The sequence below is a fragment of the Candidatus Magnetaquicoccus inordinatus genome, from assembly GCF_004217665.1.
Classification (GTDB): domain Bacteria; phylum Pseudomonadota; class Magnetococcia; order Magnetococcales; family Magnetaquicoccaceae; genus Magnetaquicoccus; species Magnetaquicoccus inordinatus.
The window spans coordinates 1-12,086 of the sequence record NZ_RXIU01000111.1 but is presented as its reverse complement, the minus strand read 5'-3'; the positions used below and the strand labels follow the sequence as shown (position 1 = coordinate 12,086).

Annotated in this window: 12 protein-coding genes; all 12 read left to right on the top strand. The window is 52.1% G+C overall.

What is annotated here, in order from left to right; all coding sequences use genetic code 11:
* The coding region (locus tag EJP87_RS09455) for a class I SAM-dependent methyltransferase (RefSeq protein WP_130471621.1) at window positions 1-583 on the top strand (583 nt) is incomplete at its 5' end.
* A gap of 422 nt (window positions 584-1,005) precedes the next feature.
* Window positions 1,006-1,635 (top strand): outer membrane protein, encoded by a 630-nt coding sequence (locus tag EJP87_RS09450; RefSeq protein ID WP_130471620.1) that lies wholly within the window; start codon window positions 1,006-1,008, stop codon window positions 1,633-1,635.
* A gap of 377 nt (window positions 1,636-2,012) precedes the next feature.
* Complete coding sequence (gene pheA, locus EJP87_RS09445) at window positions 2,013-3,122, top strand: prephenate dehydratase (RefSeq protein ID WP_193771266.1); 1,110 nt, start codon at window positions 2,013-2,015, stop codon at window positions 3,120-3,122.
* A 4-nt stretch (window positions 3,123-3,126) separates the two neighbouring features.
* A complete protein-coding gene (locus tag EJP87_RS09440; protein ID WP_130471618.1) occupies window positions 3,127-4,035 on the top strand; it encodes a prephenate dehydrogenase in 909 nt (302 codons plus the stop codon).
* Window positions 4,036-4,045: 10 nt separating this feature from the next.
* On the top strand, window positions 4,046-5,365 hold the full coding sequence (gene aroA / locus EJP87_RS09435; protein WP_130471617.1) for a 3-phosphoshikimate 1-carboxyvinyltransferase: 1,320 nt from the start codon (window positions 4,046-4,048) through the stop codon (window positions 5,363-5,365).
* A 34-nt stretch (window positions 5,366-5,399) separates the two neighbouring features.
* Entirely contained in the window at window positions 5,400-6,140 is a 741-nt protein-coding gene (gene cmk, locus EJP87_RS09430; RefSeq protein WP_130471616.1) for a (d)CMP kinase, read from the top strand.
* Window positions 6,141-6,202: 62 nt separating this feature from the next.
* Window positions 6,203-7,918 (top strand): 30S ribosomal protein S1, encoded by a 1,716-nt coding sequence (gene rpsA, locus EJP87_RS09425; RefSeq protein WP_227657554.1) that lies wholly within the window; start codon window positions 6,203-6,205, stop codon window positions 7,916-7,918.
* 20 nt (window positions 7,919-7,938) lie between these two features.
* Window positions 7,939-8,214 carry an integration host factor subunit beta gene (locus EJP87_RS09420; RefSeq protein ID WP_130471615.1) on the top strand — a complete coding sequence of 92 codons (276 nt, stop codon included), beginning with the start codon at window positions 7,939-7,941 and terminating at the stop codon, window positions 8,212-8,214.
* Between the two features lie 120 nt (window positions 8,215-8,334).
* Window positions 8,335-8,643, top strand: a complete 309-nt coding sequence (locus EJP87_RS09415; protein ID WP_130471614.1) for a DUF1049 domain-containing protein — start codon at window positions 8,335-8,337, stop codon at window positions 8,641-8,643.
* A gap of 33 nt (window positions 8,644-8,676) precedes the next feature.
* Complete coding sequence (locus tag EJP87_RS09410; RefSeq protein WP_130471613.1) at window positions 8,677-9,891, top strand: tetratricopeptide repeat protein; 1,215 nt, start codon at window positions 8,677-8,679, stop codon at window positions 9,889-9,891.
* Window positions 9,892-9,958: 67 nt separating this feature from the next.
* Window positions 9,959-10,390: a ribose 5-phosphate isomerase B gene (gene rpiB / locus EJP87_RS09405; protein ID WP_130471612.1), complete on the top strand. Its 432-nt coding sequence runs from the start codon at window positions 9,959-9,961 to the stop codon at window positions 10,388-10,390.
* 47 nt (window positions 10,391-10,437) lie between these two features.
* Complete coding sequence (glyA, locus tag EJP87_RS09400; RefSeq protein ID WP_130471611.1) at window positions 10,438-11,769, top strand: serine hydroxymethyltransferase; 1,332 nt, start codon at window positions 10,438-10,440, stop codon at window positions 11,767-11,769.
* The last annotated feature ends 317 nt before the right edge of the window (window positions 11,770-12,086 follow it).

Genomic DNA, 12,086 nt, shown 5'->3' with positions numbered 1-12,086 from the left:
GTTTGAGCAGCTTGATCCGGTAACAGATGTCAAATATCTGGAATCCATGCATATTTTATCTGGTGATCGGGTCAATCATGTAGGGCAATATCGCTCCGATGGCGATTGGTTGGATGTGGGGTTTGGCAATGGTGCCTTGCTGCACGCTGCCAAAGAGTGTGGTTATCTACCGGTGGGTATCGATCTGCAACGCAAGCGAGTAACGGAATTGCAGCAGCAGGGAATGGAGGCCTATTGCTGTCGTTTGGATGAGTTGTCGCTACCCGATGGACGTTTTTCAATCGTCAGCATGACCGATGTGTTGGAACATATTCCCTTTCCTACCCGCTATCTTGCGGCTGCGCATCGCTTGTTGGCCGCAAACGGAGTATTGTTGCTGTCGGTGCCCAACCGGGAAAGCCGTATTTGGCAACTGTTGGATCTACAGGGTAGCAATCCCTATTGGCACCAGAATGATCATTATCACAACTTTAGCCGCAGCAGATTATATCGTCTCTTGGAGCAATGTGGTTTTCAGCCACTGAGCTGTCGCATCAGTCAGCGTACCCGCTCTGGTATCGAAGTGGTATCGGCAAAACGGTAGCGGGAAATGTGCCTGGAGCGGCGCTTTCCCAGGTGCTGAAATGACCAGCGGACAATTGGCAATGGTCAGGGCAAGCGCATTTGCCAATTTCTTCACTGTTGCCACAAGCGAAACTGTGCATGTCGGGCGTCCGCCCTCCCAAAGAGTGCCCCTGCGGGGCACAAATCTGTGCGGCGTGCGCGAATGCTGCGCATTCGCTTTTGTGAAACGCCGCACATTTTCAGCAGGGCTTTGCCCTGCACCCACCAGGAGGAGATAATCTCCTCCTGGACCTCCATAACAATTTTCTGATTTTCAAATGCGATTGCCCTGTGGCAATGGTTTGACCTCATGGCACATTGCTGTTATAAGGGGGGGTTGAGAGAGCTGTTTTCTGTATGCTTGGCGAATCAGGGTTGTCCATTATTTTTTGAGGATAGGATATGAAAAGATTGATGTTGCTTGCTGGTATTGTCGCACTGTCTGTTGTGGCAACAGCGGCTCATACTGTGGAAAAGCCCTATTATGTCAGTCTGAAAATCGGTGGTGCTTTTGCTGATGATACAGAGGGCAAAACCAAAGTCGGGGCCAAGGCAACAGCAACTGGCTATGAAGAGAATGCCACCTATTCTGTGGCCGCAGGTATCCGTCTGCATCCTTCGGTTCGCCTGGAATTGGAAGGCGGGTATCGCAAGCTCTATGCAGATAGTCTGTCGGTCAGGGGCGCTGCTGTCACAAAACTCAATGGTGCCATGACGGTAAAAACAGTGATGGGCAATGCCATCTATGATCTTCCTCTTGATTCGATGCTCAAACCCTATCTGCTGGGCGGTATTGGTTTGGCGCGCACGGATAGCACGGTGATCTATAATGCTGCCACCAGCAATAAAGGCTATAGTACCGATTTTGCCTTTCAATTGGGAGCAGGTGTCACTTTTCCTCTGACCGACCTGGTTCATGCCGATATCGGATACCGTTATCTCCATTTATCTGGTGCAGATATGGGCCATGTGATCAGTACCGAGGACAATTCTATTCATGAAATTTATGCCGGAGTCCAGATGGGGTTTTGAGTTGGTATAGTGGGTCCATGCCAGCGCTGCCCAGGCTTGGTATGGTTGCAATAGTGCTTGCCGCTTCTCACTGTGTGCACCTTTTCACCAGCAGTATGTGTGCTGTTTGGTCGCAGGCACCAGTTGATTGCTTGTTGACTGCAACTTGCAAAGGGAAGAAGCTTGGCTGCAATAACGGGTGCAGTGGACAACAGATTCTGCTTTGTCTAGCAGAGGCAATAAGAGGTGTATACGGGCATGTGTACCCTTTTTTTGTAACTGCTGTGGGCAGGCCAAAAGAGAAGCAAGATCTCACAGCTCTTTTTGTAAGACTTTTCACTTCGCAGTAGGTTTGTCTTGCGCAATGCAGACTATTTTTCGGTGGAATGCAGACCGGTATGGCTGACCCAATCAGGCACACAATGACTTTGGAGGCGTTACGACAGGCCATTGATCACATTGATGATCAAATCCATGACCTGCTGATGGAACGAGCCGATCGGGTACGAGAGGTGGGGGAGTGGAAGGAAAAAAATGGCACAAGCTCCGCAAACTCCTCATTTTATCGTCCAGAACGGGAAGCCACTATTCATCGCCGCCTGGAAGCACGCCACCGTGGACCGCTGCCGGTTGCGGCCTTGCACCGCATTTATCGGGAAATTATCTCGGCCTCTTTGAATTTGGAACGCCAATTGACCGTGGCCTATTTAGGTCCAGAAGCCACCTTTACCCATCAGGCCGCCAGTAAACAATTTGGTTCCGCACCACTGATTTATCCGGTGCGTACTATCAATGATGTCTTTAACGAAGTGGAGTTGCGGCGTGCCGATTTTGGCGTAACCCCTATTGAAAACTCCACAGAGGGGATGATTCATCATACTTTGGATCGTTTGGTGGAGTCGCCGTTGCGGATTTGTGGAGAGATTTATCTGCCGGTAACCCATCATCTGTTGTCGCGGGAAAAAGAGCTTGCCTCAGTGCGGGTGGTCTATGGTCAACCAACGGTACTTGCGCAGTGTCAACAGTGGCTTGCCGAACATCTGCCTGCCGTTTCTCTGAAAGAGTGCGTGTCGACGGCAACAGCGCTCTGGGAAGCGCGACAAACAGCGGCGACAGCGGTAATCGCCGGGGAGACGACCCCTGATCCCTTCGATTGGCAGATCCTGGCGCGTCATATCGAAGATCGGGCGGGTATCGAAAACCGTTTTCTGGTGATTGGTCGCGAGATACCTGCTCGTTCTGGTCAGGATAAGACCAGTCTGATGTTTTCCTTTCCCGATCAACCGGGATTTCTCCATCAGGTATTGGGTATTTTCGCCCAACAGGAGCTTAATTTAACCCGTATCGAGTCACGACCCTCGATGAAGAGGGCCTGGGATTATCTCTTTTTTATCGATCTGGAAGGACATCAGGAAGATTCTCCAGTGGCCTCAGCATTGGCAGAGCTGGCAGCCACTGCGGGGGTTATGGTGAAAATTCTGGGTTCTTATCCGCGCAAGGTACTGTAATATTATGGCATTTTTTATCAAAAAACTGGCTGTTATCGGGGTTGGCCTGATTGGGGGATCTTTGGCTCGTTCCTTACGGGATCAGGCTTTGGTGGGTGAGGTGGTGGGGGTCAACCGCAGTCGCAGCGCTCTGGAAAAAGCTTTGGCCTTGGGGGTGATCGATCATGGAACGACCTCGGCGACAGAGGCAGTGCAGGGCGCCACTTTAGTGGTTATAGCCACACCAGTGCGCTCCATTGCACCGATGGTGGCCCATATTGCGCCCTTTCTCTCTCCTGGGGCGGTGGTCACCGATGTGGGCAGTGTCAAGCAGTCGGTGGTGCGGGAGTGCGAAGAGGCTTTGGCGGCAGCAGACAACAAAGGTGGAAAATGCCATTTTGTCGGCGGACATCCGATTGCCGGACGGGAACATGTGGGAGTGGAGCACTCTTTTGCCACTTTGTTTGCGGGTAGCCGTACCATTTTGACTCCCTCTGCCCACACGGCACATGATGCTTTGGAGTTGGTGCGTTTGGTCTGGGAGGCTACCGGTTCCTATGTGGAGATCATGGACGCGGCCTATCATGATCAGGTCTTGGCAGCAACCAGCCATTTACCCCATTTAATGGCGTACAGCGTGGTCAATACCCTTTCTGATTTGGAAGATCAGATTCGCGCAGAGGTGTTTCGCTATGCTGCCGGTGGGTTTCGGGATTTTACCCGCATCGCCTCCTCAGATCCCAGTATGTGGCGCGACATCTGTCTGGAAAACCGGACAGCAATTTTGGCTATTCTGACCCGCTTTCGCCAGGATGTGGATCGCTTGATGGAACAGATTGCTTCAGGTAATGGCGATGCGCTCTATGGAATTTTTGCCCGCTCCAAGAGCACACGTGATCGTATTCTGGCAGAGAATAAAATTTTAAAGGGGTAGTGCGGAAAAGATGAACGAGGCGCAGGCAACCGATACTCTGAGCAGTCGTGCCGCTACAAGGCTGCATGGCGAAACAACCGTTCCGGGTGATAAATCCATTTCCCATCGCTCCATCATGTTGGGGGCCCTGGCCGAGGGAGAAACGGAGGTGCATCATCTTCTGGAAGGAGAGGATGTGCTGCGAACCGTCGCTGCCTTTCGCAACATGGGGGTAGAGATTGTCCGCGATGACGCCGGAATCTACCGAATTCAGGGTGTCGGTTTGGATGGTCTGCGGGAAGCGGATGATGTCCTGGATATGGGCAACTCCGGTACGGCTATGCGTTTGTTGTCTGGTGTGCTGGCCAGTCAACCCTTTTTTACTGTGCTGACTGGCGATGCCAGCTTGCGGCAACGCCCGATGAAACGGGTTATCACACCTTTGTCGCAAATGGGAGCACGCATTTTCAGCCGTGATCAAGGGCGGGCGCCATTGGTTATCCAAGGCAGTGAATTGATTCCGATTGATTATACGATGCCCGTGGCTTCCGCACAGGTAAAAAGCGCCATACTGTTGGCCGCTTTGAACACGGCAGGGGGGAGCTCAGTGCTGGAACCGGAGTGGTCACGTGACCATACCGAACGGATGCTGCTTGCCTTTGGCGCCGATGTACGCCGGGAGGGGATGCGGGTGACTGTAGAAGGCTGGCCCAATTTGCGTGCCCAGCATATTACTGTTCCGGGGGATATCTCCTCGGCAGCTTTTCCTCTGGTGGCAGCCTTGTTGGTGCCCGGTTCCGAGATATTATTACCGGGAGTGGGGGTCAATCCCACGCGCACCGGTTTGTTGGAGCTGTTGACCATGATGGGAGCACATATCGAACAGCGCCAACCACGTGTGGCCGGCGGAGAACCCATCGCCGATCTGTATGTTCGTTCTGCGCCGCTGCATGGTATTGAAGTACCTGCGGCGCTGATTCCACGGGCGATTGATGAATTTCCTGTTTTTTGTATAGCCGCTGCCCTGGCGGAAGGGGAGACCCGTTTAAGCGGTGCCGCCGAGCTGCGGGTGAAAGAGAGTGACCGCATCCATGCCATGGCAGTTGGTTTGCAGAGCCTGGGAGTCACCGTCACTGAATTGGCCGATGGGTTGCATATCACAGGCCGTCCAGAAGGGTTGGCTGGCGGGGTGACGGTGGACTCTTTTACCGATCATCGCATTGCCATGAGCTTTTTAGTGGCAGGATTGCGCTGTCGTGAGCCGGTTGTGGTAACACGCTGTGCCAATATTCAGACCTCATTTCCGACCTTTCGCGCCATCATGAGCCACTTGGGTGCACAGATCTCCTGAGAGAGTGGTATAACAACCTGATTCAATGAAATCCATGAAACAACATCCTGGTGGTGTAGCAAAAGGTGAACGCATTGTGATAGCCGTTGATGGTCCGGCTGGAGCGGGCAAGGGAGCGGTGTGCCGGGCGGTGGCCAGTCGGTTGCAATTGGCCTACCTGGAAACAGGGGCCATTTATCGTGCTTTAGGTTTGCTGGCTCTGCGCGAAGAGTTGCAGGATGCGGATGCCTTGGTTGCCCGTGCCACAACAATGCCTTTTACCTATCGTGCGTTGGGAGCAGGAGTTTTTGGTGCCTTCTTGGCAGAAGAGGAGGTAACCACTGCCTTACGTGCCGAAGAGATTGGTCAATCAGCTTCCCGCATCGCTGCCATTCCGGCAGTGCGTCAGGCGCTGCTTGCTTTTCAACGTCGCTATGGTGGCAGCCAACATGTGATCCTGGATGGAAGGGATGTCGGCACGATTGTATGGCCTGATGCTGACTTGAAAATATTTTTAACCGCTTCCTTAGAAGAACGGGCAGAACGTCGTGTGCGGGAGTTGCAAGGGGCTGGAAAAAATGCTAACTTCACGGAGATATATGCGGCTATGGCCGAACGGGACCAACGCGATGCCGGGCGCACTACCGCTCCCCTGAAACCCGCTGAGGATGCGCTGCTGGTGGATACCACCCACCTGACCCTCGCAGAGAGCATTGCGCATGTGTTGCAACTGATAAAAAACACCTTGAATCAGGCGGGTTTTACGTGTAGAGAGTCGTTTGTTGAATCGCAATAATATTAAAGTAGAGCAGAAATACCGGGAATTTCCCCATAACCTATAACCGAAGGTGGATTTACGTGGCTGCTGAGGCGTTGTTACTTGATGAAATCGCAGATGAGGACTTTGAGGCACTGCTGGACGAATCGTTCGGCCAGGGTATCGGCAAAGAAGGCCAGGTGGTCACTGGCACGATTATTCAGCGCGAGGGTGATGAGTTTGTCATCGATGTGGGACTCAAATCCGAGGGGCGGCTGACCATCCGGGAGTTTTTTGACAGCAATGGTGTGCTGTCTGTGGGGGTGGGTGATAAGGTAGATGTGTTTGTGGAGCGTTCCGAAGATCAGAACGGCCAAGCCATCTTGTCGCGTGAAAAAGCCAAACGGGAAGAGGCATGGCTGAAGCTCGAACAGGCCTTCAATGGTCAAGAGACGGTCTATGGCCGGATCATGGGCAAGGTCAAAGGTGGCTATACAGTTGACATCAACTCTTTGGCAGCATTTTTGCCTGGTTCGCAGGTGGATGTGCGTCCGGTGCATGATATTGCGCGCCTGCAAGAAGAGGATCAACCCTTTGACATTCTCAAAATGGATCGGCGTCGGGGCAATATTGTTGTGTCTCGCCGTGCGGTGATCGAAAAGCAGCGTGAAAGTGCACGCAGCGCTTTGTTGGAAACCCTGCATGAAGGGATGATCCTGGACGGTGTGGTCAAAAATATCACCGACTATGGCGCCTTCGTCGATTTGGGTGGTCTGGATGGTCTGCTGCATATCACCGATATGTCCTGGAAGCGGGTCAAACATCCTTCCAGTGTGGTGGCAGTGGGTGACACTGTCGCAGTACAGGTGATCAAATTTAATGCTGATACCCAACGCATCTCCCTGGGTATGAAACAGTTGCAAACCGATCCCTGGGAAGGTATTGGTGCCAAATATCCTCCGGGAACCCGTTTCCGTGGTGTGGTCACCAATATCACCGATTATGGCGCCTTTGTGGAGTTGGAATCGGGTGTAGAAGGGTTGGCCCATGTCTCTGAACTGGCCTGGACCAAGAAAAACCTCCATCCCTCAAAGATTCTTGAAGTGGGTACAGAGGTTGATGTAATGGTGTTGGATGTGGATGCGGAACGGCGGCGCATCTCCCTGGGCCTGAAACAGTGCCAGGAAAATCCATGGGTTGCCTTTGCCGAAAAACATCCAGTGGGTGTTACGGTCACTGGTGAAATTAAAAATATCACTGAGTTCGGTCTGTTTATCGGCCTGGAAGGCGATATCGACGGCTTGGTGCATCTTTCCGATGTCAGTTGGGACAACGCTGCCGGGGAAGATATTTTGAAAAGCTTCCAACGTGGTCAGGAGGTAGAGGCGATTGTGCTCTCCTTGGATCCTGAAAAGGAGCGTATCTCCTTGGGTTTGAAACAGACCAGTCCCGATAGTTGGACGGTTTGGGTGGATGAGCATCCCAAGGGCACTGAAGTTGCCGGTACGATCATTGAAGCGGTCGCAGCAGGCATGGTGGTGCGTTTGGCCGAGCAGGTCGAAGGTCTGTTGCGCAAGAGCGATTTTTCCCGCGAAGATCCTGAAGGTGCCAATCTGAAAGTTGGTGAGGATGTGCGCGTGCAAATCACCCAGGTTGATCGGCAAAAACGCAAAATCAGCCTTTCGGTCAAAGCCTTGGAAGCGGCGCAAGAGCGCAAAACTGTACAGGAATACACTTCTGATACCGGATCCGCTACCAGCAGTTTGGGCGAAGCTCTGTCGCAGGCTTTGGAAAAAAGATCAGGAAGTAGCACCTAAAACGAAAGAGAGGGAAAAACATGACCAAGTCGGCCTTAATCAGCCTGATTGCCCAGCAGTTGAAGCTTTCTCGTAAGGATGCGGAAACAGCCGTCAATACCGTATTTGATTCCATAGGTCACTCACTGGAGGTGGGAAACCGGGTTGAATTGCGGGGATTTGGTTCATTTGGACTAAAGGAACGGCGTTCGCGGGAAGGACGCAATCCGAAAACCGGTGAACGGGTTATGGTGGATGCCAAACGTGTGCTGTTTTTCAAGGCCGGCAAGGCATTGCGCGAGCGGGTAGACCATTGACATGTGCGAGTCAGCGAAGCGAGGGGTTGTCAACCTCGCTCCGCTGGCCTGTTCATGACAGTTGAGAATAACCATGGGACCGGCTAACGGGAGTGTGGGCTGGGGAGAGCGGGATAAAACATGGTTGGCTGGTTAAACCTGTTGTTTATTCTGGTGCTGGCCCTGTTGGCAGTCTTGTTTGCGGCGGCCAATCAAAAAGAGGTGATCGTCTCATTACCTGGCGGCTTGCTCTTTTCAGATATACCTTTGTTTGTGCTGGCCTTTATCCCATTATTTCTAGGCTATTTAGCCGGTACTTTCTCCGCATGGAGCACCCTTCAGACTGTCCGTAAGCAGAATGATCTTCTTCTCAAGCAAAATCAAAAGCTGGAAGCGGAACTAGCCAATTTGCGCAATCAACCCCTGGATAATGATCTGCCTCTTTCTTGACAGAGGTTTTCTTAGAGCCGAAACGAGCAGGCGATGAAACTGGCCAATTTGATTGGTTGGGCGGCATTGGCGATTACGGTAGGAACCGTGTTGTTTCGTACCGGCTATCGCATGGGACGAGACAAGGCCGTCAGCCGTAGTGCCATTGCACCTGGTGGCAGCGGTTCTGCGCAATATGAAGAGACCGCCTTCTATTTTCGCGGTGTGCACTTTTTGCTCAGCGATGAACCGGACAAGGCAATTGAGGCTTTTACACAGGCGGTGCGCATCAACTCAGAAACGGTAGAGATCTATCTATCGTTGGGCAATCTGTTTCGTGCCCGTGGCGAGGTGGGACGCGCCATCCGTATTCATCAAAACATCATTGCACGTCCCGACCTCTCCGATCAAAATCGGACCGCTGCATTGTTTGCTTTGGCTGAGGATTATCGCCAGGGTGGATTTTTGGATCGTGCCGTAGAAGCCTATCGCCGCGTGTTGGAGGTGGATCCGGCACATCGCAAAGCATTGACTGGGTTGCAGGCTCTGCATGAAAGTGAAGGGCGATGGGATTTGGCTTTGGAGGTTTTGCGCACCTTAAAGCGGGTGAGCGGTCAGGCAGATCCCAGACGTGAGGCTCACTTATTGTTGCGCGCCGGCTTGGAAATATGGGAACAAGACAAGAAAAACTCTGGTTCAATCACACCTGCGCCCTCCATCGATCCCTTTTTGGCGGCCATCAAGGTTTATCCCGGTTGTGTGGAAGCCTATCGTCTGTTGGGCGAGGCAGAAATTGAACGCAATGAACCGCTCAATGCTGTCAAACATTTCAACATGGTGCGCAAAACAAGACCAAGCCATTTCTTTTTATTGGTAGGGCCGATGCAAAAAGCGTATGCCTTGGCCAAGGATGAAAGGGGCTTTGAGCGGATGATGCAGGAGGCAGTAGCAGCAGCAACCGCCTCACCGCGTTTGATTTTATGTTGGGGCAATATTCTGGAGGAGCAAGGTCGCCTGGAAGAGGCGATAGTTTTGTTGCGCAAAGGGGTGGCAGCACATCCTGCCTCAGCTTTTTTAGTCCATCGACTGATTCGTTTGTTGGGACGTACCGGACAATGGCAAGAAGCAGGGGAGGTGAGCGAACGCTGTCTGGATATGCTGACCTCTCGGCAACCGGTATTTCAATGTTCACAATGTGGTTTCAAATCACAGGATATCTCGTGGAAATGTCCACAGTGTCAGGTGTGGGATACCATGGAACCGCTATAATGCCTTTATCCTCTCTGGTTAGTGGGACACAGAGAGGAGAGATGCAGGGTAAGAGAGGAGTTCAGGAATGATTATCGCCATTGCCAATGATCATGGAGGAACAGAGCTGAAGCACTTCTTGCTCCAACAGATGCAAAAGCAGGAAGGATTGAAGATCATTGATTTGGGAATTAACGACCTGCACTCTGTCGATTATCCCGAATATGCAGGCCGGGTTTGCCAAGCTTTGCGTGCGGGTGAGGCAGAACGTGGTATATTGATTTGTGGCACAGGATTGGGCATGTCGATGGCTGCCAATCGTTATCCCGGGATTCGGGCCGCTTTATGTCATGATGAATTTACTGCCCGGTTGTCACGACAGCATAATGATGCCAACATTTTGGTATTGGGTGGACGAGTGACCGGTGCACCGGTCGCTGAGGCTATTGTACAAGTTTGGCTGGCGACAGCCTTTGAAGGTGGGCGTCATCAGCGTCGTATTCAATTGATGGACAAATGAGCAGAACTCATACTTTTTTTGACCCTTAACTGAGCAAGAGAAGCGCAATGGCTAAATCAGGAAACGCAGCACATAACAGTTCGTCAGAAGCACTGGCCAAGTGGACCACCAGTGACTTAAATCTGCAACAGATTGATCCAGAGTTGTATGGGGCCATTGCCGAAGAGTTGGGTCGGCAACAGAATCAGATTGAATTGATCGCCTCGGAAAATGTGGTCAGCCGCGCAGTCTTGCAGGCACAAGGAAGCGTTTTGACCAATAAATATGCGGAAGGCTATCCACGCAAGCGTTATTATGGTGGCTGTAATTTTGTGGACAAGGCAGAAGAGCTGGCTATCGCCCGGGCGAAAAAGTTGTTTGGATGTCAATTTGCCAATGTGCAACCCCATTCGGGATCGCAAGCCAACATGGCCGCCTATTTGGCTTTGGCCAGTGCGGGCGATACCATTTTGGGAATGTCACTGGCTGATGGCGGTCATCTGACCCATGGGGCCAAGCCCAATTTTTCGGGACAGTTGTTCAACGCCGTGCAATATGGTTTGGATCCTGAAACAGAAAAAATCGATTATGTGCAGGTGGCCGCGTTGGCCCGTCAGCATAAGCCGCGCGTGATTGTGGCAGGAGCTTCCGCATATAGCCAAATAATTGATTTTGAAAAATTCAGGGCTATTTGTGATGAAGTAGGTGCCGCACTTCTGGTCGATATGGCCCATTTTGCCGGCTTGGTTGCCGTGGGTGCGCATCCTTCCCCGATTCCCTATGCGGATATTGTCACCACCACCACCCACAAAACCTTGCGTGGTCCCAGGGGTGGGATGATTTTGACCAACCGCGAAGATCTGGCGAAAAAGATCGATTCCAAAATCTTTCCCGGCATTCAGGGGGGACCATTGATGCACGTGATTGCCGCCAAAGCGGTGGCATTCAAAGAGGCGTTATCGCCGGAATATAAGAGCTATATTGAAGCGGTATGCCGCAATGCGCGTGCTTTGGCAGAGACTTTGGTGGAACGGGGTTTACGAATTGTTTCTGGTGGTACGCAAAACCATCTGATGCTGGTGGATTTGACTTCCCGTGGTATCACGGGCAAGGTGGCGGAACATGCGTTGGAGCAGGTTGGCTTGACCTGTAACAAGAATGCGATTCCCAGGGATCCGCAGAGTCCGTTTGTCACTTCAGGGATTCGTTTGGGAACCCCGGCTGCCACCAGTCGTGGCTTTGGCGAGGAGGAGTTTCGTGAGGTAGGTAGGATGATTGTGCGTATTTTAGATATGGTTGCGGATAGCCCTAATGGTGATCCGGCAATCGAGATGGATGTACGGCAGGAGGTGGCGCGTTTGTGTCGCAGCTTCCCGATCTACTCTGCGCCGGTATTGTAGAATAGGGAGAAATCTGCTAACTATTCACCACCCAACACAACTGCGGGTCCAGGGAGGGCACCTCCCTGGCCGGGTCCAGGGATGGAATCCCTGGGATTTTGCTTTTAATCCTTTGCCTTTGGCGCGCCTTTCACAACAAGCCGACGCGCTTTTTGCGTCGGCTTAAGCGCCTAATGGACGCAAGCTGTGCGGATTGGCGCGTATTTTTGCGCCAATTCGCACAGCATCTCCATGGGGGTAGAGCTGGCGAACCAGCACGAACCTGAATAGTTACAAAATCTGTACATTTTTCTTCTATACAAACCGCAAAAACAAAA

What these genes read in the sequence shown, in the direction of transcription:
- EJP87_RS09410 (WP_130471613.1), top strand. Translation starts at nt 8,677, where the DNA reads ATGAAACTGGCCAATTTGATTGGTTGGGCGGCATTGGCGATTACGGTA.
- EJP87_RS09415 (WP_130471614.1), top strand. Translation starts at nt 8,335, where the DNA reads ATGGTTGGCTGGTTAAACCTGTTGTTTATTCTGGTGCTGGCCCTGTTG.
- pheA (WP_193771266.1), top strand. Translation starts at nt 2,013, where the DNA reads ATGGCTGACCCAATCAGGCACACAATGACTTTGGAGGCGTTACGACAG.
- aroA (WP_130471617.1), top strand. Translation starts at nt 4,046, where the DNA reads ATGAACGAGGCGCAGGCAACCGATACTCTGAGCAGTCGTGCCGCTACA.
- EJP87_RS09420 (WP_130471615.1), top strand. Translation starts at nt 7,939, where the DNA reads ATGACCAAGTCGGCCTTAATCAGCCTGATTGCCCAGCAGTTGAAGCTT.
- glyA (WP_130471611.1), top strand. Translation starts at nt 10,438, where the DNA reads ATGGCTAAATCAGGAAACGCAGCACATAACAGTTCGTCAGAAGCACTG.
- rpiB (WP_130471612.1), top strand. Translation starts at nt 9,959, where the DNA reads ATGATTATCGCCATTGCCAATGATCATGGAGGAACAGAGCTGAAGCAC.
- EJP87_RS09450 (WP_130471620.1), top strand. Translation starts at nt 1,006, where the DNA reads ATGAAAAGATTGATGTTGCTTGCTGGTATTGTCGCACTGTCTGTTGTG.
- cmk (WP_130471616.1), top strand. Translation starts at nt 5,400, where the DNA reads ATGAAACAACATCCTGGTGGTGTAGCAAAAGGTGAACGCATTGTGATA.
- EJP87_RS09440 (WP_130471618.1), top strand. Translation starts at nt 3,127, where the DNA reads ATGGCATTTTTTATCAAAAAACTGGCTGTTATCGGGGTTGGCCTGATT.